Consider the following 25,344-nt stretch of genomic DNA (forward strand, 5'->3'; position numbering starts at 1 on the left):
CGACCCGCGCGTGTTGCCGACGGCCGAGAGCGTACGGCCGAAAAGCTGCCACGGCCCGGGCCCCCGGTCCCAAAGCCGGGCCCAAGTCCTGCCCATGTCAGAGGTGTTGTGCCGGGGCGCGGTGGCCGTTCCGCTTGGGGCCGGCCGTGGGTCCGTGGGCCCACGCAGTCCCGGCCGCCGCTCAGTACGCTCGGGAGTGCCGGGGTCGCCGACCACGACGCCGCGCGAAGAAACAAGAGCGATCGCGAAGAATGAGAGCGATCGCGAGGAGCGAGAGCGATGGGGGTGGGCGTCGGTGGGTGCCGGATTCTTCTACTCGTACCACCTCGGCTGGACCCAACTGGACGCCCGCACCCTGCTGGGCGACCTGGAGGCCGAGGGGCTCCGTCCGGTGCACCCGGTGACCGGCCGCACGGTGCTCGTCAGCCTCGACTCCGCTTCCCTCGGGGCTCGTTCACCCGTCACCCGCGAGCAGTTGCTGTCCCTCGCCGGTCTCCAACGGCTGCACGAGGTCGGGTTCCGGCTGTGGACGGACGGGGGTCTCGACCTCCTGGTGCGCATCCGGCGGGCCCGGGCCGGAGTCGTCGCCGTCGAGTTCTCCGTGGGGGAGCTGCCCGAGCCGGAGCGGGAGCACGCGGTGGGCGCCATCCGGCGGACCGTCGGACGGGCCTCGGTGCTGTGCATCGGCTTCGTCGTCGACCGGGCCGGCGCTACGGCCGCCACCGACTGGGACGGTGTCGTCATCGAGGGCGCCGCGCACCTGGAGGCCTGGCCGGACACCGTCGCCGTACGGGACGAGACGGCGGCCCGGCACCCGCAACTGGCGGTGATGGACGCGGTGGAGATGTCGCCGTGGAAAGTGTTCGGGAACGAGGTGCTGGACGGCGTCTGAGAGCCGGGCGGCCCCGGCCGGTACGGGGGGCCGGGGACCGCCCGCACTTCTGCCGGACCCCTGCCGGACGCCGGTCCTGACCCTGCCGGACGCCCGCCGGGCCCTCTGCCGGCCGATCGCCCGGACCCCTGCCGGCCGATCGCCCGGACCCCAGCCGGATGCGGGCCCGGGCCCCAGCCGGATGCGGGCCCGGGCCCCAGCCGGATGCGGGCCCGGACCCCTGCCGGACGCGGGCCCGGACCCCTGCCCGGACCCCTGGCGACAGCCGTTCTCACCCCGGCCCTCCCGCCGCCCGTGGCTCAGCGCACCCCTCGCCGACGTCATAATCGGCCGTATGTCCGATCACCAGCTCCGCACCCGGACGCCCGCCGACCCGGCCCCCCGCACTCCCGGCGGGTCCCGGGCCGCCGCCGCGTTCCGGGCCGCCGCGCCCGCGCTCGCGGTCTACGCCGCCGTGCGGGCCCTGGGGCTCCTGGCCTTCTGGGCGGCCGCCTCCGCCGCCGGGAAGGACCCCCTGGGGCCGCTCAGCGGACGCTGGGACTCCGTCTGGTACCAGCGCATCGCCGAGCACGGCTACCGCTACACCGTCACCCTCCCGGACGGCTCCGTCCACTCCGATCTGGCGTTCTTCCCGCTACTCCCGGCCCTGGAACGCGCCGTCTCCGCCGTGACTCCGCTCACCCTCGGCGGCGCCGGGCTCCTGGTCGCCTGGACCGCCGGGCTGCTCGCCGCCTGGGGCATCTTCGCCGTCGGCTCCCAGCTGCGCGGACGGCGTACGGGGGTGGTGCTGGCCGCGCTGTGGGGCGTCTACCCGACGGCGTTCGTCCAGTCGATGGCGTACACCGAGACGCTGTTCACCGCGCTCGCCGCCTGGGCGCTGTACGCCGTCCTCAAGGGCCGCTGGATCGTCGCGGGCGCGCTCTGCGTTCTTGCGGGGCTCACCCGGCCCTCGGCGGCCGCCCTCATCGCGGCCCTGGCGATCACCTCCGCCGTCACCCTCGTACGGGAGTACCGCGACGAGCGCCGCGCCGGCCCGGTGCTCCGCCGCAACGCCCGGATGATCGCGGGCGTGGCGCTCGCACCGCTGGGCTGGCTGGCGTACGTGGTGTTCGTGGCCGTACGCGAGGGCAGCCCGGTCGCCTACTTCGATGTCCAGGCGCAGTGGGGCAACAACATCGACGGCGGCCGCGCGCTCGCCGCCTTCATCGCCGGGCTGCCGTGGCCCGCCGCCCTCGGCCTGTGCGCGGCGCTCGGGCTGCTGGGGTGGCTGGTGGTCCTCTGCGTACGGCAGCGGCAACCGCTCCCCGTGCTCGTCTACGCCATCACGATCGTCGTCATCTCGCTGATCGGCGCCGGATACTTCGGCTCCCGGCCGCGGCTGATGATGCCCGCCTTCCCGCTGCTGCTCCCGCCGGCCGTCGCCCTGCTGCGGCTGCGCACCACGGGCCGCACGGGCGCCGTGCTCGCCGCCCTCGCCTGCGCGTCAGCGGCCTACGGCGCCTGGACCCTGCTGGGCGCGGGCCCGCCGTAGGGCCGCGCCGTCCGGACCGTGGGCCCGCCGTGACGCCGAACCTGCCCGGGCGCGGGCCCGCCGTGAGCCCGCGCTCCTAGGCCGTGTCCGGCGCGGTGGCCGACGCCGCCTTCAGCTCCAGCCGTACGCCCGGCCGCACCCCCCACCGCTCCATCGCCCCGGCCTCCGCCTCCACCACGTGCCGGGCCCGCAGCCGGGGCAGCCCGAGGCGGCCCGGTTTCATCGTGGTGACCGCCAGGACCGTGAACTTCCGGTCCAGGTACGCCACATCGATGGGGAACCGCATCCGGAAGGTGTGCACGCTCCCGCACGGGGTGAGCATCATCGCCCCCTCGATCCCGTCCCGCCCGAGCAGTCCCTTGGTACGGGCCCGGTACGAGGCGGCTATCCGCAGCGGCACCGCCTGCCCCCCTGCCCCGGCCCCCGAGTCCGTGCCGACCGTCAGCGTCCCGTCGCCATCGCGCCATGTCCTCATGGGCACCGACCGTAGCCCCCGGCGGACGCCCCCGGACCCGGAACCGCGACGCTTGGGTCCCGGCCGGCCGCTCTGGGCCCCCGGGCCCAAGACCCCAGGTCCCGAGGCCCGTTAGGGTCACCCCGTGGACGCCGTGCTGCTCGCCCTCGCCGCGGTCTGGGGTGCCGCCACCGGACTGCTGATCCCGCGTGCCGCCTACCGGTTCGCCGTCGAGCCGGAGGAGCCCTGGCGCACGGCGTGCCCCGCCGGCCACCCGCTCACCGGCCCGGCCCGCGGCTGGCTCGGCCCGGCCCGGTGCGCACCGTGCGCCGCCCCGGCCGCCCGAGTCCCGGAAACGCCCGCCCCGGGAACCGCGGCTTCGGAAGCGCCAGGCCCGGGGGCCCCGGCTTCGAAAGCACCCGGCCCGGAAGCTCCGGTTTCGGAAGCGCCCGCCCCGGGAGCCCCGGTTTCGGAAGCACCCGGCCCGGAAGCCCCGGCGTCGGAAACGCCCGCCCCCGGAGCTCCGGCGTCGGAAACGCCCGCCCCCGGAGCTCCGGCGTCGGAAACGCCCACCCCGGAACCCCCGGAACCGCGGACCACGGACACCCCCACGACCTCCGCCTACGCCCCCACCACCCTCGCCCCCCTCGTCACCGTCCTCGCCTGTGTCGCGCTCGCCGCTGCCACCGGGGCCCGGCCCGAGCTCGTCGGGTGGCTGGCGCTGGCCCCCGTCGCCGTGCTCCTCGCCGTCGTCGACCGGCGGGTCCACCGGCTGCCCGACCCGCTGACCCTGCCCCTCGCGGCCGGGGCCGTCCTGCTGCTCGGCGGGGCGGCCCTGCTCCCCGGGCACGCCGGGTCCTGGACCTCCGGGCTGCTGGGCGGCCTGGCCCTCGGGGGCTTCTACCTGCTGCTCTTCCTGATCAACCCGAACGGCATGGGCTTCGGCGATGTGAAGCTCGCCCTCGCCCTGGGCGTCGCCCTCGGCTGGTACGGCTGGACCGTGCTGTTCGTGGGCGGGTTCGCCGGGTTCCTGTTCGGGGCGGCGTACGGACTCGCCCTCGTCCTCCTGCGCCGGGCGGGGCGCAGGACCGGCATCCCGTTCGGCCCGTTCATGATCGCCGGAGCGCTGACCGGAGTGCTGCTGGGGGCCCTCGCCGGGTGAGCAGGGGCGAGCCTCGCGGGCCGGGACGGAATCCGTTCGCGTCCTCCGGGCCTGTTTGACACGATTCCGGTATGCCTGAACCCACCACCCCCGACTCCGACTCCGCCTCCGCCCTCACGTTCGACTCCGCGGCCTCCCGCGACCGGTTCGAGGCCCTCGTGGCCGAGGCCGACGCCGTGTCCGTGGACGGGTGGGACTTCTCCTGGCTCGACGGCCGCGCCACCGAGGAACGTCCCTCCTGGGGGTACGCCCGCGCGATGGCCGAGCGGCTCGGCCGGGCCCATGCCGCGCTCGACCTCCAGACCGGGGGCGGCGAGGTGCTGGCCTCCGCGCCGAAGCTGCCGCCGGTCACCGTGGCCACGGAGGCCTGGCCGCCCAACATCGCCCGCGCCACCGCCCTGCTGCACCCGCTCGGGGCGGTTGTCGTCGCCGACGAGGACGAGCCGCCGCTGCCCTTCGGGGACGCCGCCTTCGACCTCGTGGTCAGCCGCCATCCGGTCACCACGTGGTGGGAGGAGATCGCGCGCGTGCTCGCCCCCGGCGGTACGTACTTCTCCCAGCAGGTCGGACCGGCCAGCGTGTTCGAACTCGTGGAGTACTTCCTCGGCCCGCAGCCGCCCGAGGTCCGTCGTGCCCGGCACCCCGAGGACGCGCGGGCCGCCGCGACCGCGGCCGGTCTGGAGGTGGTCGACCTGCGCTCCGAGGCCCTGCGCACCGAGTTCCGCGACATCGGCGCGGTGGTCTACTTCCTGCGCAAGGTGATCTGGATGGTGCCCGGCTTCACCGTCGAGCAGTACCGCCCCCAACTGGCCGCGCTGCACCGGAAGATCGAGAAGGAGGGGCCGTTCCTCGCCCGCACCGCCCGCTTCCTGGTCGAAGCCCGCAAGCCCCGGTGACGTTGGCCGAATCCCGCACCACAGGTCAACCTGCTTACTCCGTACGTCAGTTCAGCCGTGCCCCGGAGGCAACGGGATCGTGCGGGCCGCCGTCCTACCCTGCGAGGGGGCACGCACAGTGAAGGAGTGGGAGCGGCATGACCGTGGAGAGGGAAGACTGTGCGGGGCCCGCCGGGCGCGCGCGGCCCGGCAACGCCGACTGGCTCACGGGGGCCAGGATCACCGCCGTCCTCGGCGTCTACTACCGGCCCGAGGGCCGGGCGGGTGAGCCCGAAGCCGTCGAGTTCGTCCTCGCGGAGGACCAGTCCGTCCTGCTGACCTGTGCCTCCGACCGGACGCTGCGCGTCACCCCGGGCAGCTGGCCGCGGTTACCCGACTGGTGCGTCCCGGCGAGCCAGTGGCACCACGCGCCGCCCGCGCTCCTGCCGCCGGTGCCGTACGGGGGAGCGTGGACGGTCGTCGGCACCCAGGAGGTCAGGGACGACGGCGGCGAGGTGCTCCAGGCCGTCATCCGGTGCGAGGAAGGGGACTTCGTGGTGATCGCCGGAGACACGATGGCGATCCGCTTCGTCCCGCGCCCCTGAGGCGTACAGGCTGAGCCCCCGCCCCCGCCCGCGCACCGTACTCACCCCGCGCACCCGCCTCACCCCGCGCCCCGGAGACGTACAGGCCGAGCCTCCGCCCGCGAACCCACCTCCGCCCGCGATCCCGCCTCCGCACACCCGCCTCACCCCCGTACGCCCTCACCCCCGTACGCACGCCCCCCCCGCCCCTACGCGTGCGGCCCCACCGTCACCTGGCCGACCGTCAGCTCCGCCGTCCCCTCCATGATCCCGGCGACCCGCTCCACCTGCTCCTCCAGGTCCCGCAGCCGCGCCCCGGACAGCGGCTTCAGCGGTTCCACCGTCACCGCGATCCGGCGGCCCGAGCGGCGCTGGTGCCAGACGCCCGCCACCACGCCGTCCACCAGCAGCACCGGGAAGTTCCCCGCCTGCCCGCCGCCGAGAGCCCGCTCCCACGCCGCGCCCGGGAACAGCCGCTCGCGGGGGGCCGAGGCGATGGCGAACGCGTCGAAGTAGGGGAGCAGGCGCCCCCCCCGCACCGGCGCGTCCGGGAAGTCCGTGTCGCCCGCGGCCACCCACGCGGGCCCGTCCTCCCCGAACGTCACCTCGTCGATCGTGAGCTCCGCCCCGGTCAGCGCGTCCCCGACCGCCGCGACGACCGCCTCCACCCGGTCCGGGGTCATCCGGGCGTTCCCGGGGAAGGGGGTCGGGCCCGTCGGTACGGCGGAGAGGGCCCCGGTCCACAGCGGGAGGTCCGCCGCGGGCAGCAGATGGACCGTGCCGCGCGGCCCGAACGTCTTCACCAGGGTCGGTCGGTCCACAGCGCCGTACGGACGTCCGTACGGGTCATCCCGCCCCGCGCAGCCCCACCGACAGCTCGGCCGCCGACAGCACCTGGGCGTGCGCGCCGAGCATCGCGGCCACCGCGTCGCCAGGCTCGGCGAAGGGCGACGCGGTGGCGGCGGCGTCCGGGTGGAGGTGCTGCCGGGCCAGCCGCCGGGCGTTCGCCCCGGCCCAGGTCACGGTCACGGCAGCGGGCCCGAGCGCGGGGGGTGTCGTCATGCCCCGAACCTAGAGGCCCTTGCGGTCAGCTCCTGACCTCTTCCGTGCCCCACGGCGTGTGCGCCCCGGCCGCGTCAAGGCGGCGGCACCCGGCGACCCCTCGATACGGAGGCCGATAACGGGCCGGGAACGGGCCCCGAAGCCGGTGCCGACGTGGGGCGGGGCCTGCCCGCAACGGAGTCTGGCATATGCGGAGAGTAATGATGGAGTGGCGTGGCACGCGTTGGCACTTACGAAGGGTTATGGTGGAAACCCCCCCTCGGGCCGGTCCGTATCCCCCCCCACGGACCGGCCCGTTTTTCATGGGCCGGCACCGGCGCCGCCGTGCGGTCGGGCACCGGAGCCGCAGTCGCCGCCGTGCGGTCGGGCACCGGAGCCGCAGTCGCCGCCGTGCGGTCGGGCACCGGAGCCGCAGCGCGGCCCGGGAGCGGCCCCGGACCGCTCCCGTTCTTCCTTCCGCGCGGGCCCCGTTGAGCCGACGTCAGCCGCGACCGGCCCAGATGTTGGTCCCGGCCGTGTCCACGGCGAAGCTGTCGATCTCCTTCAGCTCCTCGGCGGTGAGCGCCGGACCCGCGAGGGCCGCCACGTTCTCCTCCAGCTGCTGCACGCTCGACGCGCCGATCAGCGCCGAGGTCATCCGGCTGTCGCGGAGCACCCAGGCGATGGCGAGCTGGGCGAGCGACTGGCCGCGGCCCTGCGCGATGTCGTTCAGTCCGCGCAGCCGGCGCAGGACCTCGTCCGAGAGCAGGCCGGGGTCCAGCGACTTGCCCTGGGTGGCGCGCGAGCCCTCCGGGATGCCCTTCAGGTACTTGTTCGTGAGCAGGCCCTGGGCGAGCGGCACGAAGGAGATGCAGCCCATCCCGGCCGCCTCCAGGGTGTCGAGCAGCCCGTCGTCCTCGATCCAGCGGTTGATCATGGAGTAGGACGGCTGGTGGATCAGGGCCGGGACGCCCATCTCCTTGAGCAGCCCGGCCGCCTCGGCGGTCTGCTCCGCGTTGTACGAGGAGACGCCCACGTACAGCGCCTTGCCCTGCTGGACGGCGGACGCCAGGGCGCCCATCGTCTCCTCCAGCGGGGTGTCCGGGTCGAAGCGGTGCGAGTAGAAGATGTCGACGTGGTCCAGGCCCATCCGCTTCAGGGAGGCGTCGAGCGAGGACAGCAGGTACTTCCGGGAGCCCCACTCGCCGTACGGGCCGGGGTGCATCAGATAGCCGGCCTTGGTGGAAATGACCAGTTCGTCACGGTACGGAGCGAAGTCCTGGGCGAAGAGCTTGCCGAAGTTCAGCTCGGCCGAGCCGGGCGGCGGGCCGTAGTTGTTGGCCAGGTCGAAGTGGGTCACCCCGAGGTCGAAGGCGCGGCGCAGGATCGCCCGCTGGGAGTCCAGCGCCCGATCGTCGCCGAAGTTGTGCCACAGGCCGAGCGACAGGGCGGGCAGCTTGAGGCCGCTGCGCCCGGTCCGGCGGTACTCCATGGAGTCGTAGCGCGAGGGGGCGGCACGGTAGTACAGGTCGGGGGAGAGGTAATCAGTCACGTTTCTCTGCTTATCACGGAGTTGTGACAGACCGGGTTGGGCCCTGGTGACCCGCTCGCAGTAATGTGGCGGCTTCGGGGAATGCCGATGTGCGGCGCGGCGATGGCCCGCGCGGCCCGTGCCGGTGGTAAAGGCGCGGACCGCCCAGGGAGTGTGCGAGCGGCGCGGGTCGTGCGGCGACCCCTGCGGGGGACGTCCCCTGTTGCCCCCGGCGACGGGGAGGGCGGGCCCCGGCCCGTACGGAACCGAGAGGGTGAACGCAGTGAACTTCCGCGACCTGGTGTACAGGCTCTACGCGCGCCGGGTGGAAGGCCGCCTGGACCACGACCAGGTGCCGAAGCACATCGGGGTCATCCTCGACGGCAACCGGCGGTGGGCCAAGGCCTCCGGCGGCTCCGCCGTGCAGGGCCACCAGGCCGGTGCGGACAAGATCTCCGAACTGCTCGGCTGGTGCGATGAGACCGATGTCGAGGTCGTCACCCTCTGGATGCTCTCCACGGACAACTTCGACCGGCCCGAGCACGAACTGAAGCCGCTGCTCGGCATCATCGAGAACACCGTGCGCAACCTCGCCGCGGACGGCCGCTGGCGCGTCCACCACGTCGGCACGCTCGACCTGCTCCCGCCGGAGACGCAGACGGTCCTCAAGGAGGCCGAGGAGGCGACGTCCGGAATCGACGGGATAATCGTCAATGTCGCCGTCGGCTACGGCGGCCGTCAGGAGATCGCGGACGCGGTGCGCTCGCTGCTCCTGGAGCACGCGGAGAAGGGCACCAGCTTCGAGGAGCTGGCCGAGGTCGTCTCCACCGACCTGATCTCCGAGCACCTCTACACCCGGGGCCAGCCCGATCCCGACCTGGTGATCCGGACGAGCGGCGAGCAGCGGCTCTCCGGCTTCATGCTCTGGCAGAGCGCCCATTCGGAGTACTACTTCTGCGAGGTCTTCTGGCCGGCCTTCCGCAAGGTCGACTTCCTGCGGGCGCTGCGCGACTACGCGGCCAGGCACCGGCGTTACGGGGCCTGAACCACCAGGGCGTCATCGGGCGGCCACCGGGACTTCTCCCCACCGTGTCATATGCGGCGGCATGGCTTCGGTTCGAATAGGGAATACCCCTGACAGGTCGACATCCGGTCATCAACCAGGCGGATGTCGTCACCAAGTGAGCGGCACCCAGTCCGCTCGCCCGGGAGGCCCTTTGCACACGAAGGACCGTACACAGCGTGCGGCCGACGCGGTGGCCGTGGTCAGGCCCGCGCACGAGGGCCCGATCCCGGTCCGTCCTCTCCCTTCGGGAAGCTCCGCGACCGTCCGTCGCACTCCCCGACCTCGTCCGAGGGGGTACGTCCTTCCGTGGTGAACAGCATCAAGCGCCGCATGCCCGACCGGCGCACATACGTTCTCGACACCAGCGTCCTGCTGGCCGACCCCGGCGCCATGGCCCGCTTCGACGAGCACGAAGTCGTGCTGCCGATCGTGGTGGTCACGGAGCTGGAGGCCAAACGGCACCATCCCGAGCTCGGCTACTTCGCCCGCCAGGCCCTGCGCCTGCTGGACGACTTCCGGGTCCGGTACGGCCGGCTGGACGCCCCGATCCCGCTCGGGGACCTGGGCGGGTCGCTCCGTGTCGAACTCAACCACTCCGATCCCGGCATACTGCCCGCCGGCTATCGGCTGGGGGACAACGACTCACGGATCCTCGCGGTCGCACGCAACCTCCAGGCCGAGGGGTACGACGTCACGGTCGTCTCCAAGGACCTGCCCCTCCGTATCAAGGCGTCCTCCGTCGGCCTCCTCGCCGAGGAGTACCGCGCCGAGCTCGCCATCACGGACTCCGGCTGGACCGGTATGAGCGAACTGTCCCTCGCCGGGGAACAGATCGACCTGCTGTTCAGCGAGGAGACGCTGTACGTCCCCGAGGCCGCCGAACTGCCCGTCCACACCGGCCTGGTCCTCCAGTCCGAGCGCGGCAAGGCGCTGGGCCGGGTGACGGCCGAGGGCAACGTCCGCCTCGTGCGGGGCGACCGGGAGGCCTTCGGCATCCACGGGCGCAGCGCCGAGCAGCGGATCGCGCTCGACCTCCTCCTCGACAGCGACGTCGGCATCGTGTCGCTCGGCGGACGCGCGGGCACCGGCAAGTCCGCGCTGGCCCTCTGCGCGGGCCTGGAGGCCGTGCTGGAGCGGCAGCAGCACAAGAAGGTGATGGTCTTCCGCCCGCTGTACGCGGTGGGCGGGCAGGAGCTCGGCTATCTCCCCGGCAGCGAGGCCGAGAAGATGAGCCCCTGGGCGCAGGCGGTCTTCGACACGCTCTCGGCGGTCGCCGGGCGCGAGGTCATCGAGGAGGTGCTCGGGCGCGGGATGCTGGAGGTCCTGCCGCTCACCCACATCCGCGGCCGCTCGCTGCACGACGCGTTCGTGATCGTCGACGAGGCGCAGTCGCTCGAACGAAACGTTCTGCTGACCGTGTTGTCCCGAATCGGGGCGAATTCGCGTGTCGTGCTCACCCACGACGTGGCGCAGCGGGACAACCTCCGGGTCGGCCGGTACGACGGAGTCGTCGCCGTCGTCGAGAAGCTGAAGGGCCATCCGCTGTTCGCGCACGTCACGCTCACGCGGTCGGAGCGTTCGCAGATCGCCGCGCTGGTGACCGAAATGCTGGAGGAGGGGCACATCTGACCTGCATGTCCCATTGATGCCGCCCGGCGAGCCAAGGAGCTTAGCCGGGCGGCATTGTGCTGCGCCGTCATTTCCGCAAAACCGATGGACCAAACGGGGTGTGACGTTTCCCACGCAACACAGAATTGCCTCCACGCGTCCCCGTCCGGCAGAGTCTTGCTTCCGTCAGGCCCCGCATACGGCACTTGGGCACCTCCAGAGGCGCCACGCACCACACAACTCAACACAAGACGCCCGTATGCCGCCCGCGAGCACCACGCGGCAGCCTCCTCACCGGGGTTGCCCATCGGGCCCGTGCCTCCCGTGACCCACGCAGTAGGGAGGCCAGTGTCAGGGGCACGAACGCGCCCGCGAGGTCACCTAAGCGGGCGATGCTGGAAGGACACCATGTGAGCCGGATCTCGGTCCGGGGGTTCGCCGTGGCATCCGCCACCGCGGTCACCACCGTAGGCGCCGTCGTAGGCGTTGCTGCGGGCGGCACACCTGCCGCCGACGACAACAACTTCGAGGCGGTCGCAGCCGACACCACGCTGCTCGCAGACATCCCCGCGGGCCAGCAGGCCCAGGTCCAGACCGCTTCGCTGACGCAGCAGGCCGACGCCCAGGCGTCCGCGGCCGACGCCGCCGCGAAGAAGTCGGCCGAGGAATCCGCCCGCCTCCAGGCAGCCAAGGACGCGAAGTCCAAGAAGCAGGCGGCCGAGGACCGGATCGAGGCCGAGCGCAAGGCCGAGGCGGAGAAGAAGGAAAAGGAAGAGTCCGAGCGCGCCAGCCGCTCTTCCGTCCGCGACGCCTCCTCGTTCGCGGCCCAGGGCTCGTACTCCGTGGCCCAGGTCCAGGCGATGGCCCGTCAGATGGTCCCCGCCGACCAGTTCCAGTGCTTCAGCAACATCGTGAACCACGAGTCGACCTGGAACTACCGCGCGACCAATCCGTCCTCCGGGGCGTACGGTCTGATGCAGGCGCTCCCGGGCTCCAAGATGTCGTCCGCCGGCGCCGACTGGCAGACCAACCCGGCCACCCAGATCAAGTGGGGCCTCAGCTACATGGACAGCCGTTACGGCTCCCCGTGCGGCGCCTGGTCCTTCTGGCAGGCCAACAACTGGTATTAGGGGAAGCGGGCGGAAGTTCACACGCCGCCCTCTCAACCCCGCGAGGCCCCTCACCGTCCAGACGGTGAGGGGCCTCGCGCGTTGTACGGTCACTTCCTGGTGAACCCGGAGCGCTGGGAAGCCCAGATGGGGGAAGGAAAGAGAGCATGTCAAAACTGCCGGGCTGGCTGGGCCGCTTCGGGTCCGAACTGACGGAGCTGGGCGCACGCCTGGACGAGCGTCGGGCGAGAGCCGCCGCCGACGATGAACCGTTCACGGTGAAGGGGGCCGTCCCCGACGCCGACGAGGAACCGGGGCAGGTGCCCGCGCCCCCCAGCTACGCCCCCTCGGTCGCCGCCAAGCCGGATCCGGTGGCGGCGATCCCGTGGGGCATGCGGGTCGCCGCGGAGGCCGGCTGGCGCCTCCTCGTCCTCGCCGGGACCCTCTGGGTGCTGATGCGGGTGATCACCGCCGTGGAGCTCGTGGTGCTCGCCTTCTCGGCCGCGCTGCTCATCACCGCGATGCTCCAGCCCACGGTGGTCCGGCTCAAGCGGTTCGGGCTGCCGCACGGGCTCGCCACCGCCGTGACCGCCGTCCTCGGGTTCGTCATCATCGGCCTGGTCGGCTGGTTCGTGGTGTGGCAGGTGATGGAGAACCTCGACACGCTCTCCGACCGGGTCCGGGACGGTATCGACGAGCTGAAGCGCTGGGCGCTCGACAGCCCGTTCCACGTCACCGAGTCGCAGATCAACGACATCGCCAAGAACCTCAGCGACACCATCGGCACCAACACCGAGGAGATCACCTCCGCCGGGCTCCAGGGCGTCACGGTGATGGTGGAGTTCCTCACCGGGCTGCTGCTGGCGATGTTCTCGACGCTGTTCCTGCTCTACGACGGCCGCCGCATCTGGGAGTGGTCGCTCAAGCTGGTGCCCGCCGCCGCCCGTCCGGGCGTCGCCGGGGCCGGACCGCGCGCCTGGCGCACCCTGACCGCCTATGTGCGCGGCACGGTGCTCGTCGCCCTGATCGACGCCATCTTCATCGGCCTCGGCCTCTACGTCCTGAACGTGCCGCTCGCGGTGCCGCTGGCCGTCTTCATCTTCCTGTTCGCCTTCATCCCGCTCGTCGGCGCCGTGGTCTCCGGAGCGCTCGCCGTGGTCGTCGCCCTGGTCACCGAAGGCGTGTGGACAGCCCTGTGGGCGCTGGTGGTGGTCCTGGCGGTGCAGCAGATCGAGGGCCACATCCTGCAGCCGTTCATCCTCGGCCGCGCCGTCCGGGTGCACCCGCTCGCGGTGGTCCTCGCCGTGGCGACGGGCGGCCTGGTCGCGGGCATCGGCGGCGCGGTGGTGGCCGTACCACTGGTCGCGGTGACCAACACGGTCGTGGGCTACCTGCGTTCGTACGCTACGCCGGGGCCCCCGGGCGAGAGCGGCGGGCGCACCGGGTCCACGGCTCTCTCGATGAACCCGGTGCCCGCCGGGGCCGCGCCCGCGCCACCCGGTCCGGGCCCGCAGGACGCCCCGGCCGAACGCCCGAAGGAGAACCCGCCGCCGCAGGAGTAGCGGGGCGGACGGGAGCACGCGAAAGAGCCCCGGGGACGGTCGGTCGTCCTCGGGGCTCTTCTCGTACCAGGGTGTATCAGGGGTGGTGCGGTGTCACTACTCGGCGAGTACGGCCTCGGCGTCGAGGGTCACACCGACCGCCTGGATCACCGAAGCGATCTTGACGGCTTCCTGGATGGTCTCGCGGTCCACGCCGGCCTTGCGGAGCACCTGCTCGTGCGAGTCCAGGCACTGGCCGCAGCCGTTGATCGCGGAGACGGCGAGCGACCACAGCTCGAAGTCGATCTTCTCCACGCCCGGGTTGCCGATGACGTTCATCCGCAGGCCCGCACGGAGCGTGCCGTACTCCGGGTCCGACAGCAGGTGCCGGGTCCGGTAGAAGACGTTGTTCATCGCCATGACCGCGGCGGCCGACTTCGCCGCGGTGTACGCCTCGGCCGAGAGGTTGGCCTTCGCCTCGGGCTCCAGCTCGCGCAGCACCTTCGGCGAGCGCGAGGCGATCGCGCAGGCCAGGACGGTGCCCCACAGCTGCTGCTGCGGGAGGTCGCTGTTGCCGATGACCGAACCGAGGTTCAGCTTCAGGTCCTTGGCGAAGTCCGGGACGGCGGACTTCAGTTCGTCGAGAGCCATGTCGGTATCAGCTCACTCGCCCGAGAGGAGCGCGACCGGGTCGAGGGTGTTCTCGCCCTTGGTCCAGTTGCACGGGCACAGCTCGTCGGTCTGCAGGGCGTCGAGGACCCGCAGGACCTCCTTGGGGTTACGGCCCACGGAACCGGCGGTCACCATCGTGAACTGGATCTCGTTGTTCTGGTCGACGATGAAGACGGCGCGCTGGGCGAAGCCGTCCTCGCCCTCGATGCCGAGGTCACGCATGAGCTCGTGCTTCGAGTCGGCCAGCATCGGGAAAGGCAGGTCGGTCAGGTCCGGGTGGTCCTTGCGCCAGGCGTGGTGCACGAACTCGGAGTCACCGGAGAAGCCCAGGATCTGCGCGTCGCGGTCGGCGAACTCCTCGTTCAGCTTGCCGAAGGCGGCGATCTCCGTCGGGCACACGAAGGTGAAGTCCTTCGGCCACGCGAAGACGATCTTCCACTTGCCCTCGTAGGTCTTGTGGTTGATCTGCTCGAACTCCTTGCCGCTCTCCAGCGAGACACAAGCAGTCAGGTCGAACTCGGGGAACTTGTCACCGACAGTGAGCACGCGCTCTCCTTGCAACGTCTGGAATTCCCTTTTTGAGGGTCTTCCTGAGGGTTGGACGGCTCCTACCCTGGCACAGAGTGCATTGATCACAGAAATAGCTACACTCGGTCCGGATGATCGGAGGTACCTATCAGTGACCCAGGTGAATCAGGGCGTACGCCCCAAGCAGTCCGGTAAGTCGCCGGTCAAGCAGCCCAGCCTGTCCCAGTTGAGGGCCTTCACAGCCGTGGCGGAACATCTGCACTTCCGGGACGCGGCGGCAGCAATCGGGATGAGTCAGCCGGCACTCTCCGGAGCGGTGTCCACCCTGGAGGAGGCACTGGGTGTCCAGCTCATCGAGCGTACGACGCGCAAGGTGCTGCTCTCGCCCGCGGGGGAGCGGCTCGCGGTGCGGGCCGGGGTGGTCCTGGAGGCCGTCGCCGCGCTGATGGAGGAGGCGGAGGCGGTCCGGGCCCCGTTCACCGGAGTCCTCCGGCTCGGCGTGATCCCGACCGTCGCCCCGTATCTCCTGCCCACCGTGCTCCGTCTCGTCCACGAGCGCTACCCGGACCTCGACCTCCAGGTCCACGAGGAGCAGACCTCCTCGCTGCTCGAAGGGCTCGCCGCCGGGCGGCTCGACCTGCTGCTGCTCGCCGTGCCGCTCGGAGTGCCGGGCGTCACCGAGATCCCGCTCTTCGACGAGGACTTCGTGCTGGTCATGGAGCAGGACCACTGGCTCGGCGGCCGCGCGGACATCCCCCGGGACGCACTGCGCGAACTGCCGCTGCTGCTCCTGGACGAGGGGCACTGCCTGCGCGACCAGGCCCTGGACATCTGCCGCGAGGCCGGCCGCACCCAGGGCGCGCCGGTCACCACCACCGCCGCCGGGCTCTCCACCCTCGTGCAACTGGTCGCCGGAGGGCTCGGCGTGACGCTGCTGCCGCGCACCGCGGTGACGGTGGAGACCGGCCGTAACGACGCGCTCGCCACCGGGTACTTCGCCCACCCGGCGCCCACCCGGCGGGTGGCGCTGGCGATGCGGACCGGGTCGGCGCGGGGCGGCGAGTTCGAGGAGCTCGCGGGCGCCCTGCGCGAGGCGATGAAGCCGCTGCCGGTGCGGCCGGTGGACCGCCCCGACCAGGAGTGAGGCGCGTACGGCCGGGGCTCCTGTTCCCAGGAGCCCCGGCCGTACGCCGATCACGCGGAGGTCACTCGGTGCGCAGCCCCTCCGGGCGCATCAGGCGCCACAGCGGCGGCAGCGACAGCAGCGTCACCAGCGCGATCAGCGCACCACCGGCGCCCACCATCGGCCAGAACAGCCACCAGTCGGCCACCGACTTGCTGATCATCCAGGCGAGCGTCCCGCCGAGCCCCAGACCACCCGCGACCGCGACCACCAGCCCGAGCGCCACCGGCACGGCGGTCTGCCACAGCACCGACCAGCCGAGCGTGGAGCGCCGGGTGCCGAAGGCGACCAGTACCGACAGCAGCCGCCTGCGCTCACGCAACTGCTCCAGCTGGGAGACCAGCATGGACGCGGCGATCAGCAGCAGGACCACGGTCGCCCCGACCTGGAGGCCGCTCTGCACGCTTTCGTACTGACGGTCGCGCGCCACCGGATTCAGCTCGCTGAAGCGCATCCCGGGGTCGATCCTGATCGCCGTGTTGCGTACGTGCTCGGCGACGTCCGGCACGCTCTCGTCGACCCGGATCTGGGCGACGATCGTGGCGCCGGGCAGCTTGCCCGCGTCCAGCGCGCCCGTGGTCGCCATGATCCCGAAGTGGGTTTCGCCCATCGGGTCCTTGCGGCCCATGACGGTCTCGGTGTCGGCGGGCAGCGTCCACCGGAACGGCTTGCGGCCCATGCCCTCGCCGATCAGGACGGTCCTGCCCTTGCGCGCGGTCTCGTCCACCCAGTCGGCCTGACCCTTGTCGCCCGGGGGGTGGACGACGAACGCGTCGCCGTCCTCGCACCGGTCGATGCGGGCCAGTTCGCGCAGGGTCGCGCAGGTGCCGACGGTCAGCGAGGTGGTGGGCTGGATCTCGTCGTCCGTGTAGCTCCCGGGCTTGGTCGCGTACGCCTCCACCGAGCCGATCACCGCCTCCACCCCCCGGGTGGCACGGAACTGTTCGATGGCGGAGGTGGCGGCCTCGCCGGTGACGTCCTCGGAGTACGCGGCGAACTGGGCCCGCGAGGGGTCCTGGCCGGTCGCCTGGTGGAAGTCGGCGTTCATCGCGGCGAACAGCATCTGCAGGGCGATCGCCCCGGCCACCGCGACCGTCACCCCGCTGACCGCGCGGGACGCGGCCCCGCTGCTGAACTGGAGCCGGCGGGTGGCGAGCTGCCACGGCACCGGGCCGCCGCGCAGCCGGTTCACACAGGTCTCGACCAGCCAGGGCAGCAGCAGCGCGAGACCCACCAGCACCAGGACCGCGCCCGAGGCTATGGCGAAGGGGTTCACCGGCTCGTACCCGTTGGTGCGGCCCGTCACGGCGAGCACCGCGAGACCGGCCGCGGGCATCAGCAGCCGCCACCAGAGCCGGCGTCCCCGCTCGCGGCCCCGGCGTACGACGCCGAGCGGCTCGATCACCACGGACCGCATCGCGACCAGGGTGACGAGGACGGCGGTCAGGGGCACCGCCACCACGATGAGGAGGGCGAGCCGGGGGTCGGGGACCAGGTCGGCGGGGAACGCGCTGACGTCCCAGATCTCCACCGAGCCGACGAACAACCGGCCCATCAGGAAGAACGCCAGACCGATCAGCAGCCCGAGCAGTGCGCCGAACATCGCCTCCCCGGCGGCGATCCGCCGGGTCGTCCGGATGTCCGCACCGACCAGGCGCAGCGCGGCCAGCCGGCGGTCGCGGCGGTCGCCGCCGAAGCGCACGGCGGTGGCGATGAAGATCGCCACCGGCACCAGCAGCACGACGCAGACCATGACGACGAGCACGATCAGCAGCGGCGGCAGGGGATCGCCCTCGCGGGAGTCCCCGTACCCGTCGATGCGGTGACCGCCCTTCGCGGGCGTCAGGGTGTCGCTGCCCGCGTAGTAGAGGAGTTCGTTGGGGGAGCGCAGCCCGGCGTCCCCGATCGTTCCGGTGATCTCGTACGGCAGCCGCTCGCGCAGCAGCTCGTTGCCCGGGTCGGCCAGCAGCTCCTTCAGCGCGGGGGAGACCACCATGGTGTCCGCCGCCGGGAAGCGGTCGACGCCCGGCGGCAGGACCGGCGCCGAACCGTCCGCGCGCATCAGATACCCGGCGACCGTCCGGTCCCGGTACTCGGACGTGGCGTTGATCCGCACCACCGAGCTGTCCGACGTCGCGGCGTTCGTGTCCGGTGAGTCGGAGATCCGCGGCTCGCTGCGGGCCTGTTCGCGCGCGTTCCGCTCGTCGAGCATGTGCGGTACGGAGGAGGCGAGCAGCAGCAGCGCCACACCGAGGCCGACGCCGACGGCGGTCAGCAGCGTGCGGATCCAGCCCTCGCGGCCACCGGCGGCGGCGAACCGGACGCCGAGGCCGAGGTCGCGGAGGGCCGCCGCGCCGCGCGAGGGCGGGGCCGGGCTCTCCGGTGCGGCGGGCGGGGCCGTACGGGAGTCGAGCAGCGTCATACCGCGTGCTCCAGATCCCGGGCGCGGCCGTCGCGCACGGTGACGTCACGGTCGGAGTAGGCGGCGACCCGGGCCTCGTGGGTCACCAGGACCACGGCCACGTTGGCGGACCGGGCGGCCTCGGTGAGCAGCTCCATCACCCGCTCGCCGTTGAGCGAGTCCAGGGCGCCGGTCGGCTCGTCCGCGAAGATCACCTTCGGCGACGCGGCCAGCGCGCGGGCCACGGCGACCCGCTGGCCCTGCCCGCCGGAGACCTCGCCGGGGCGCTGGGACCTGAGGTCGTCGACCTCCAGGCGCTCCATCCACTCCAGCGCGGTGCGCTCGGCGGCCTTGCGCTTCACGCCGTTGAGCCGCAGCGGCAGGGCGACGTTCTCCACACAGGTCAGCTCGGGGACGAGCTGGCCGAACTGGAAGACGAAGCCGAAGTCGCTGCGGCGCAGGGCGCTGCGCTCGGCGTCGGACATCGCGGACAGCTCGCGGCCCGCGTAGGTGATGGTGCCGGAGTCGGGTGTGATGATCCCGGCCAGACAGTGCAGCAGCGTCGACTTGCCGGAGCCGGAGGGGCCCATGACGGCGACGACCTCGCCGGGGTGCACGGAGAACGACGCGCCGTCCAGGGCGGGCGTCGAACCGTAGGTCTTGCGCAGATCGTGCGCGGCGAGCAGGGAGCCTTCGGGAATCACGGAGCCACCACCTTGGCGAGCTGGTCGAGGCGGGCGGCGGTCAGTTCCAGCCAGCGCAGATCGGCTTCGAGGTGGAACAGGGCGTGGTCGCAGATCAACTGGTCGGCGAGGTCGCCCTGGCGCTTGCGGTCGGTGAGGATGCGCATCATCCGCAGATGTGCCGAGCGCTGGGTGTCCAGCAGGTCGGCGGCGCTGCGGTCGGTCAGCAGCGCGAGGACGACCTTGGTGTAGAGCGTCGACTGGAGGTAGGGCTCCGGCTTCTCGGGCTGCGCCAGCCACTGCGAGACATCGGTGATCCCGGCGTCGGTGATGGCGTACCGCTTGCGCTCGGGGCCTCCTTCGCTCTCGACGCCGTCGACCTCGACGAGCCCGTTCTTCAGGAGCCGGGACATCGTCGAGTAGACCTGGCCGTAGTGCAGCGGGCGGTCCTGGCCGAACTTCTCGTCGAAGGTCCGCTTCAGGTCGTAGCCGTGTCGGGGGCCGGACTCCAGGAGCCCGAGGAGGGTGTGACCGATAGACATGAGGAGCACTGTACACGGTGTGTATACCCCCGATGTATACGCGTCCGAAAGGCGACCCCGGCCCTTGGGGTGGGCCGGGGTCGCTGTGTCGGTACGTGCCGGGGGTGTGGTGCTACGGGGCGTCCTGGCCGCCTGTCCCGGGCGGGGTCTCCGGCTCCTCCGGCAGCTGACCGGGCGGCTGGTTGGGCGGCCGCCCCCGCCGGGGGATCGGCCGCGCCGCCCCGGGCAGCCGGCCCGCCTCCGCGAGCGCCCGCCGCAGCAGGAACTCGATCTGCGCGTTGGCGCTGCGCAGTTCGTCGGAGGCCCAGCGGGCGAGCGCGTCGTGCACCGCGGGGTCCAGCCGCAGCAGCATCTGCTTGCGCTGCTGCGACCGGGACGCCGGCGTCCGCCGGGGAGGCGTCTGGTCGGTCACTGGTAGAGGGTGCCCGTGTTGAGGACCGGCTGGGCGCTGCGGTCACCGCACAGCACCACCATGAGGTTGCTGACCATGGCCGCCTTCCGCTCGGAGTCCAGCTCCACGATGTCCTGCTCGGCGATCCGGTGCAGGGCCATCTCGACCATGCCCACCGCGCCCTCGACGATCTGCTTGCGGGCCGCGACGACCGCGCCGGCCTGCTGGCGCTGGAGCATGGCGGAGGCGATCTCGGGGGCGTACGCGAGGTGGCTGAAGCGCGACTCGATGATCCGGACACCCGCCGCCTGCACCCGGGCGGTCAGCTCGGCGGCCAGCTTCTCGGTGATCTCCTCCGCGTTGCCGCGCAGCGAGAGGCCGTCCTCCTCGTGGGCGTCGTACGGGTACTCGATGGCGATGTGCCGGACGGCCGCCTCGGTCTGGGTGGCGACGAACTCCAGGAAGTCGTCGACCTCGAAGAGTGCCTGGGCGGTGTCCTCGACCTTCCAGACGACGATCGCGGCCAGCTCGATGGGGTTGCCGTAGGCGTCGTTGACCTTGAGGACGGCGGTCTCGTGGTTGCGGACGCGGGTGGAGATCTTCTGGCTGGAGGTCAGCGGGTTGATCCAGCGCAGCCCGTCGGTGCGGATGGTGCCGACGTACCGGCCGAAGAGCTGGATCACCCGGGCCTCGCCCGGAGCGACCATCTTCACACCGCTCATGCAGAAGAACGAGGTGAGCACCAGGAGCACCCCGAGGATGAGGAGCGGGACGCCGACCGCGTTGCTGCCGTTCGCGCCGATCACCCCGCCGACGATGGCGAGACCGGCCCCGGCGAACACCCCGACCACCGTCAGGAGCAGCCCGAGGCCGCCCGGGATCGCATGCGCGACGACCTCCCTGACCTGCGGTTCGGGCATGTCGGGAGCGTCGATGGAGAGGTCGGGCGCCGGGGCGTCCGGGTGGTGGTTCTCGTGCTGTCCGGTCATGGGATCCCCCGTTCGGCGCGGTATCGCACCGCGCTAGCAATGTGATTACACATTATCGGTTCTCGCAACCTTGTCCACCCCTGGGGAGTCGGTTCCTGTAGAGGCGGGTGCTGATTCTCACGTCCGCAAAAGGCCGGATCGCTTGTCTTTTGTCCCTGCTGTCGGTGTTAGCTGGCAGGTCTGAGCGAACTGAGGAAACCGAGCGAACCGGCCGAGCAGAGAAGCGGGAGCAACACACCAATGGGTCGAGCGGATGCGCGACGAGCCCAGGCGCAGGAGTCGCGCCGGGCCGCGAAGAGCGGCGGCATACGCAGACTCTTCACGTGGAAGAAACTGCTGGGCACGTTCTTCGGGATCGTCCTGCTGGGCATGGGCGCCTTCGGTGCCCTCTACCTGTACGTCGACGTCCCCGCCGCCAACGCCATGGCGGAGCGGCAGAGCAACGTCTACAAGTACAGCGACGGCACGGTCCTCGCCCGGACCGGCAAGGGCGTCAACCGCCAGATCGTCGACCTGGACGAGGTGCCGAAGAAGGTCCAGCACGCCTTCGTCGCCGCCGAGAACAAGACCTTCTACAAGGACCAGGGCGTCGACCTCAAGGGCACCACCCGCGGTCTCCTCAACACGGTCAGCGGCAAGGGCAAGCAGGGTGGCTCGACCATCACCCAGCAGTACGTGAAGAACTACTACCTGACGCAGGACCCCACCGTGAGCCGCAAGCTCAAGGAACTGGTGATCTCGCTCAAGATCGACCAGCAGCTGTCCAAGGACGAGATCCTCGCCGGGTACATCAACACCGCCTACTACGGACGCGGCGCCAGCGGTATCCAGGCCGCAGCCCAGGCCTACTACGGCATCGACGCCAAGGACCTGGACGTCTCCCAGGGCGCCTACCTCGCCTCCCTCCTCCAGGCCCCCAGCCAGTACGACTGGAACTCCGCCACCCCCACCGGCAAGAAGCTGGTCAAGGAGCGCTGGGCCTACACCCTGCGCAACATGGTCGAGATGGACTGGCTCACCGAGTCCGAGAAGGCGAAGCTGGAGTTCGACGTCCCGCAGAAGCCGAAGCCGGCCGCGGGCATGGAGGGCCAGACCGGCTATCTCGTCGAGGCGGCCAACAAGGAGCTGGAGAAGCAGGGCGTCTCCGCCGAGGACCGTGAAGCGGGCGGCTGGACCTTCACCCTCACCGTCGACAAGAAGCGCCAGCAGGCGCTCGAGAAGGCGGTCGACGACCAGCTGGAGTCCAAGCTCGACCGCGAGGGCAGCAAGGTCGACGCGACCGTGCAGGCCGGCGCCACCTCCGTCGACCCGAAGACCGGCAAGGTCGTCGCGCTGTACGGCGGCGAGGACTACATCAAGCACTACATCAGCAATGCCACCCGCCAGGACTACCAGCCCGCGTCCACCTTCAAGCCGCTGGTGCTCGCCTCCGCCCTGGAGAACGAGTCGAAGACGCAGGACGGCAGCCTCATCGGGCTGAACACGGTCTACGACGGCACCAGCAAGCGGCCCGTCGTCGGCAGCGACACCCCGTTCAACCCGCAGAACGAGGACGACCGCAGCTACGGTCCGATCTCCGTCCAGAGGGCGATGAACAGCTCGGTCAACTCCGTCTTCGCGCAGATGATCGTGGACGTGACGCCCTCCGCCGCGAAGCAGACGGCGCTCGACCTCGGCGTACCGGACAAGAACTTCCCCGAACGCCCCGCGGTCTCGCTCGGCACGATGAACGCCTCGACCTGGGACATGGCCGGCGCGTACGCCACGCTCGACAACCACGGCCAGAAGGTCACCCCGCACATCCTCCAGTCCGCCGAGCACCGCGACCGCACGGTCAACCCCGAGAAGCCCAAGCGGGAGCAGGCCATCAGCCGCGCCTCCGCCGACACCGTGACCAAGGCGCTCACCGGGGTCGTCGACGCCGGGTCCGGCAGCGCGGCCAACACCTCCGCCTACGACGCGGCGGGCAAGACCGGCACCTCCGAGGACAACAAGTCCGCCTGGTTCGCCGGGTACACCCCGGAACTGACCACGGTCGTGGCCCTCTTCGGCGAGGGCGACGGCGGCCGCAAGCAGGTCTCCCTGACCGGTACGGCCAACTCCGGCCGCGCCAACGGCGGCGGCTTCCCGGCCCGGATCTGGGCCGACTACACCCTCGGCGCCCTCGGCGGCGGGTCGGGCAAGACGTTCGACCTCCAGGACGTGGAGCGCGGCGAGGTGCCCGCCCCGCCGACCCCGTCGGACACGCCCTCCGAGGAGCCCACCGAGACCGAGGAGCCGACCCCGTCGGACACGCCCTCCGAGACGCCGAGCGAGACGCCCAGCGAGAGCCCGTCCTCGTCGGCTCCGCCGACGGACAGCCCGACCGTCACCACGCCTCCCACCAGCCCGGAGCTGCCGCCCCAGCCCGGGGAGGACGACGGGCAGCCGGGCGAACGGCCCGGCGGCAACGGTCTGCTCGGGCAGTGAGGGCCTGACAGCACCACGGACACGGCTCTACGGACGTGAGGGAGGGGCGGACCGATCGGTCCGCCCCTCCCTCACGTCCTTCCCGCCGACCGCTACTGGGGCCGCGCCGCCATCTCGAACCAGACGACCTTGCCGGTCGACAGCCGGGTCGCTCCCCACCGCCGGGCCAGCCGGTTGACCAGGAACAGCCCGCGGCCGCCCTCGTCCGTCTCGCGCGCCCGGCGCTGCCGGGGCAGCTGCGGGGAATCGTCCCCGACCTCGCAGCGCAGCACATCGGTCCGCAGCAGCCGCAGCGTCACCGGCCGCTCCGCATAGCGCACCGCGTTGGTGACGACCTCGCTGACCAGCAGCTCCACCTCGTCGGCCAGACCGTCCAGACCCCAGCGGCTCAGCGCCCGCCGGGCCAGCCTCCGGGCCCGGCCCGGAGCCGCGTCCTCCGGCTCCAGATACCAGTACGCCACGTCGCTCGGCGCGATCCCGTCGAAGCGGGCCGCCAACAGCGCGATGTCGTCGTCCCGGTCACCCGGGCCGAGCATGTCCAGCACGTCGTCGCAGAGCGCTTCCAGCGGCGGCGAGTGGTCGTCCCCGGTGAGCTGCGCGGTCGCCGCGAGCCGCTCCCGCAGCTGCTCGATGCCCGTCCACACGTCCCGCAGCCGCGACTCCACCAGACCGTCGGTGTACAGCAGGAGCGTCGCCCCGGCGGGCGCGTCCAGCTCGACGGCCTCGAAGTCGACCCCGCCCACCCCGATCGGGGCACCCGGCGGCACTCGCAGCACCTCGGCCCGCCCGCCCAGATGCAGCAGCACGGGCGGCGGGTGTCCGGCGTTGGCGATGGTGATCCGGTGCGCGACCGGGTCGTACACCGCGTACAGGCAGGTCGCCATCCGGTCGCTGCCGAGCCGCTGCGCCTGCTCGTCCAGGTGGTGCAGCACCTCCTGCGGCGGCAGATCGAGCTGTGCCAGGGTCTGCGCCGTCGTCCGGAGCTGCCCCATGATCGCCGCCGAGGTCATGGAATGGCCCATCACATCGCCGACGACCAGCGCGACCCGGCTGCCGGGCAGCGGGATCGCGTCGTACCAGTCGCCGCCGACCCGGGCGGTCTCGGCCGCCGGGAGGTAGCGCGAGGCGAGCCGGACACCGGTGGGCTGGGGGAGCGAGTCGGGCAGCATCGTGCGCTGCAGCTCGTCGGCGATGTAGGCCTCGCGCCCGTACAGCACGGCCTTGTCGATGCCGAGCGCGGTGTGCGTCGCCAGCTGCGCCGCGACCAGCAGGTCACTGGCCTCGAACGGGGTGCGCTCGGTGCCGCGCACGAAGACCGCCGCCCCGATGACCCGCCGCCGGCCGCGCAGCGGGGCGAGGATCGCCCGGTGCCCGGTGGGGACGGACCGGCCGGGGCCGAGCAGCTCCGGCAGCGCGGCCCGCGCCGCCGCGGAGTCGCCGAACACCGGCCGCACCCCGCGCAGCACCTCGGCCAGCGCCCCGCCCGCCCGCACCTCGCACAGCTCGGCGGCGGGCATCAGGTCGGCCTGCGGGTCCAGGATCAGCGGCCGCAGCCGCTCCGTCTCGGAACCGGTCGCCTCGGCGCCCTCCTCGTCGCTGACGCGCAGCCGGTCGCTGCGCCGCAGCCGCAGGACGAACGGGCTCACCGGGCGCTCGTCGCCCACGGGCAGCGGGTCGCGGAGGTAGACCAGGATCGCGTCGGAGAACGTCGGCACACTGGCCCGGCACAGTCCGAGGACGATCTCGTCCAGGTCTATGCCCCGGGCGATCCGCCGGGTCGCCGCGCCGACGAACCGCAGCCGGTCGCCCTCGCGGCGGGTGGCCGCCTGCGCGTCGGCGACGGCGGCCGCTCCGGGACCCGGGTTCGGTGCGGCGGCCGGAGCCGGCACCGAGGCGGCGGCAGCCGCGGCCGCGGCGTCCTGCTGCCGAGGCCGGGTGCGCTCCTGGGGCCGGGCAGCGAGCGGCTGCCGGCCTTCGTGGGAGGTGGGGTGCTCCGTCACGCGTGGGATTCCGTCCGTCCGGGCCGGTTGGATGAGGCAGTCGCCTCGTGGGGCGTCACTGTGCCCCGGCAAGCGCGGGAAGAACAACGGCT

Annotated in this window: 21 protein-coding genes and 1 pseudogene; 11 read left to right on the forward strand and 11 right to left on the reverse strand. The window is 72.2% G+C overall.

Features of this window, described 5'->3' with window-relative positions:
- Positions 1-295 precede the first annotated feature (295 nt).
- Both WQO_RS22870 and WQO_RS22875 read left to right on the forward strand, forming a co-directional pair.
- The gene (locus WQO_RS22870; RefSeq protein WP_010063388.1) at positions 296-892 is read left to right on the forward strand and encodes a hypothetical protein; all 597 of its coding nucleotides are present in this window, start codon (positions 296-298) and stop codon (positions 890-892) included.
- 334 nt (positions 893-1,226) lie between these two features.
- On the forward strand, positions 1,227-2,423 hold the full coding sequence (locus WQO_RS22875) for a glycosyltransferase family protein (RefSeq protein ID WP_010063387.1): 1,197 nt from the start codon (positions 1,227-1,229) through the stop codon (positions 2,421-2,423).
- Between the two features lie 76 nt (positions 2,424-2,499).
- On the opposite strand, the gene WQO_RS22880 is transcribed toward WQO_RS22875, so the two are convergent.
- A complete protein-coding gene (locus WQO_RS22880) occupies positions 2,500-2,898 on the reverse strand; it encodes a DUF192 domain-containing protein (RefSeq protein ID WP_029182601.1) in 399 nt (132 codons plus the stop codon).
- A gap of 124 nt (positions 2,899-3,022) precedes the next feature.
- On the opposite strand from WQO_RS22880, the gene WQO_RS22885 reads away from it, so the two are divergent.
- The 3 genes from WQO_RS22885 (at position 3,023) to WQO_RS22895 (ending at position 5,519) form a co-directional block, all read left to right on the forward strand.
- Positions 3,023-4,039, forward strand: coding sequence for a prepilin peptidase (locus WQO_RS22885; RefSeq protein ID WP_058954073.1), 1,017 nt, complete (start codon positions 3,023-3,025; stop codon positions 4,037-4,039).
- A gap of 71 nt (positions 4,040-4,110) precedes the next feature.
- Positions 4,111-4,935, forward strand: a complete 825-nt coding sequence (locus WQO_RS22890; protein ID WP_010063383.1) for a class I SAM-dependent methyltransferase — start codon at positions 4,111-4,113, stop codon at positions 4,933-4,935.
- A 137-nt stretch (positions 4,936-5,072) separates the two neighbouring features.
- Complete coding sequence (locus WQO_RS22895; protein ID WP_010063381.1) at positions 5,073-5,519, forward strand: hypothetical protein; 447 nt, start codon at positions 5,073-5,075, stop codon at positions 5,517-5,519.
- Between the two features lie 188 nt (positions 5,520-5,707).
- On the opposite strand, the pseudogene WQO_RS22900 reads toward WQO_RS22895, so the two are convergent.
- Positions 5,708-6,560: pseudogene (locus WQO_RS22900) on the reverse strand (DNA glycosylase AlkZ-like family protein).
- 481 nt (positions 6,561-7,041) lie between these two features.
- Complete coding sequence (mgrA, locus tag WQO_RS22905) at positions 7,042-8,091, reverse strand: L-glyceraldehyde 3-phosphate reductase (protein ID WP_010063380.1); 1,050 nt, start codon at positions 8,089-8,091, stop codon at positions 7,042-7,044.
- A 262-nt stretch (positions 8,092-8,353) separates the two neighbouring features.
- Here mgrA and WQO_RS22910 point away from each other — a divergent pair, with 262 nt between their 5' ends.
- The 4 genes from WQO_RS22910 to WQO_RS22925 all read left to right on the forward strand — a co-directional run bounded on the left by WQO_RS22910 (position 8,354) and on the right by WQO_RS22925 (position 13,415).
- On the forward strand, positions 8,354-9,115 hold the full coding sequence (locus WQO_RS22910) for an isoprenyl transferase (protein WP_010063379.1): 762 nt from the start codon (positions 8,354-8,356) through the stop codon (positions 9,113-9,115).
- Positions 9,116-9,442: 327 nt separating this feature from the next.
- Complete coding sequence (locus tag WQO_RS22915) at positions 9,443-10,765, forward strand: PhoH family protein (RefSeq protein WP_010063378.1); 1,323 nt, start codon at positions 9,443-9,445, stop codon at positions 10,763-10,765.
- A gap of 389 nt (positions 10,766-11,154) precedes the next feature.
- Entirely contained in the window at positions 11,155-11,874 is a 720-nt protein-coding gene (locus WQO_RS22920; RefSeq protein ID WP_010063377.1) for an aggregation-promoting factor C-terminal-like domain-containing protein, read from the forward strand.
- Positions 11,875-12,020: 146 nt separating this feature from the next.
- Positions 12,021-13,415: an AI-2E family transporter gene (locus WQO_RS22925; protein WP_010063376.1), complete on the forward strand. Its 1,395-nt coding sequence runs from the start codon at positions 12,021-12,023 to the stop codon at positions 13,413-13,415.
- 96 nt (positions 13,416-13,511) lie between these two features.
- On the opposite strand, the gene WQO_RS22930 is transcribed toward WQO_RS22925, so the two are convergent.
- Together WQO_RS22930 and WQO_RS22935 are read right to left on the reverse strand one after the other, a co-directional pair.
- Complete coding sequence (locus WQO_RS22930) at positions 13,512-14,045, reverse strand: alkyl hydroperoxide reductase (RefSeq protein WP_010063375.1); 534 nt, start codon at positions 14,043-14,045, stop codon at positions 13,512-13,514.
- 12 nt (positions 14,046-14,057) lie between these two features.
- The gene (locus WQO_RS22935; protein WP_003966619.1) at positions 14,058-14,612 is read right to left on the reverse strand and encodes a peroxiredoxin; all 555 of its coding nucleotides are present in this window, start codon (positions 14,610-14,612) and stop codon (positions 14,058-14,060) included.
- A gap of 133 nt (positions 14,613-14,745) precedes the next feature.
- On the opposite strand from WQO_RS22935, the gene WQO_RS22940 reads away from it, so the two are divergent.
- Entirely contained in the window at positions 14,746-15,738 is a 993-nt protein-coding gene (locus WQO_RS22940) for a hydrogen peroxide-inducible genes activator (protein WP_010063374.1), read from the forward strand.
- Between the two features lie 61 nt (positions 15,739-15,799).
- Here WQO_RS22940 and WQO_RS22945 read toward each other — a convergent pair whose 3' ends face one another.
- The 5 genes from WQO_RS22945 to WQO_RS22965 form a co-directional block, all read right to left on the reverse strand.
- The gene (locus tag WQO_RS22945) at positions 15,800-18,199 is read right to left on the reverse strand and encodes an FtsX-like permease family protein (RefSeq protein WP_058954074.1); all 2,400 of its coding nucleotides are present in this window, start codon (positions 18,197-18,199) and stop codon (positions 15,800-15,802) included.
- Complete coding sequence (locus tag WQO_RS22950; RefSeq protein WP_010063370.1) at positions 18,196-18,882, reverse strand: ABC transporter ATP-binding protein; 687 nt, start codon at positions 18,880-18,882, stop codon at positions 18,196-18,198. The genes WQO_RS22945 and WQO_RS22950 overlap by 4 nt, the downstream gene beginning before the upstream one ends.
- Positions 18,879-19,403, reverse strand: coding sequence for a PadR family transcriptional regulator (locus WQO_RS22955; RefSeq protein WP_010063369.1), 525 nt, complete (start codon positions 19,401-19,403; stop codon positions 18,879-18,881). The genes WQO_RS22950 and WQO_RS22955 overlap by 4 nt, the downstream gene beginning before the upstream one ends.
- A gap of 112 nt (positions 19,404-19,515) precedes the next feature.
- The gene (locus WQO_RS22960; RefSeq protein WP_029182599.1) at positions 19,516-19,815 is read right to left on the reverse strand and encodes a type II toxin-antitoxin system antitoxin; all 300 of its coding nucleotides are present in this window, start codon (positions 19,813-19,815) and stop codon (positions 19,516-19,518) included.
- Positions 19,812-20,783, reverse strand: a complete 972-nt coding sequence (locus tag WQO_RS22965) for an SPFH domain-containing protein (protein WP_010063367.1) — start codon at positions 20,781-20,783, stop codon at positions 19,812-19,814. Before WQO_RS22965 ends, WQO_RS22960 begins: the two co-directional genes overlap by 4 nt.
- 240 nt (positions 20,784-21,023) lie before the next feature.
- Here WQO_RS22965 and WQO_RS22970 point away from each other — a divergent pair, with 240 nt between their 5' ends.
- A complete protein-coding gene (locus tag WQO_RS22970; RefSeq protein WP_010063366.1) occupies positions 21,024-23,252 on the forward strand; it encodes a transglycosylase domain-containing protein in 2,229 nt (742 codons plus the stop codon).
- Positions 23,253-23,344: 92 nt separating this feature from the next.
- On the opposite strand, the gene WQO_RS22975 is transcribed toward WQO_RS22970, so the two are convergent.
- Entirely contained in the window at positions 23,345-25,252 is a 1,908-nt protein-coding gene (locus WQO_RS22975) for an ATP-binding SpoIIE family protein phosphatase (protein WP_010063365.1), read from the reverse strand.
- Positions 25,253-25,344 lie beyond the last annotated feature (92 nt).

This window comes from Streptomyces globisporus C-1027 (assembly GCF_000261345.2).
GTDB classification, from domain to species: domain Bacteria; phylum Actinomycetota; class Actinomycetes; order Streptomycetales; family Streptomycetaceae; genus Streptomyces; species Streptomyces pakalii.

What these genes read in the sequence shown, in the direction of transcription:
- WQO_RS22890 (WP_010063383.1), top strand. Translation starts at nt 4,111, where the DNA reads ATGCCTGAACCCACCACCCCCGACTCCGACTCCGCCTCCGCCCTCACG.
- WQO_RS22875 (WP_010063387.1), top strand. Translation starts at nt 1,227, where the DNA reads ATGTCCGATCACCAGCTCCGCACCCGGACGCCCGCCGACCCGGCCCCC.
- WQO_RS22970 (WP_010063366.1), top strand. Translation starts at nt 21,024, where the DNA reads ATGGGTCGAGCGGATGCGCGACGAGCCCAGGCGCAGGAGTCGCGCCGG.
- WQO_RS22945 (WP_058954074.1), bottom strand. Translation starts at nt 18,199, where the DNA reads ATGACGCTGCTCGACTCCCGTACGGCCCCGCCCGCCGCACCGGAGAGC.
- WQO_RS22895 (WP_010063381.1), top strand. Translation starts at nt 5,073, where the DNA reads ATGACCGTGGAGAGGGAAGACTGTGCGGGGCCCGCCGGGCGCGCGCGG.
- WQO_RS22965 (WP_010063367.1), bottom strand. Translation starts at nt 20,783, where the DNA reads ATGACCGGACAGCACGAGAACCACCACCCGGACGCCCCGGCGCCCGAC.
- WQO_RS22955 (WP_010063369.1), bottom strand. Translation starts at nt 19,403, where the DNA reads ATGTCTATCGGTCACACCCTCCTCGGGCTCCTGGAGTCCGGCCCCCGA.
- WQO_RS22925 (WP_010063376.1), top strand. Translation starts at nt 12,021, where the DNA reads ATGTCAAAACTGCCGGGCTGGCTGGGCCGCTTCGGGTCCGAACTGACG.
- WQO_RS22880 (WP_029182601.1), bottom strand. Translation starts at nt 2,898, where the DNA reads ATGAGGACATGGCGCGATGGCGACGGGACGCTGACGGTCGGCACGGAC.
- WQO_RS22930 (WP_010063375.1), bottom strand. Translation starts at nt 14,045, where the DNA reads ATGGCTCTCGACGAACTGAAGTCCGCCGTCCCGGACTTCGCCAAGGAC.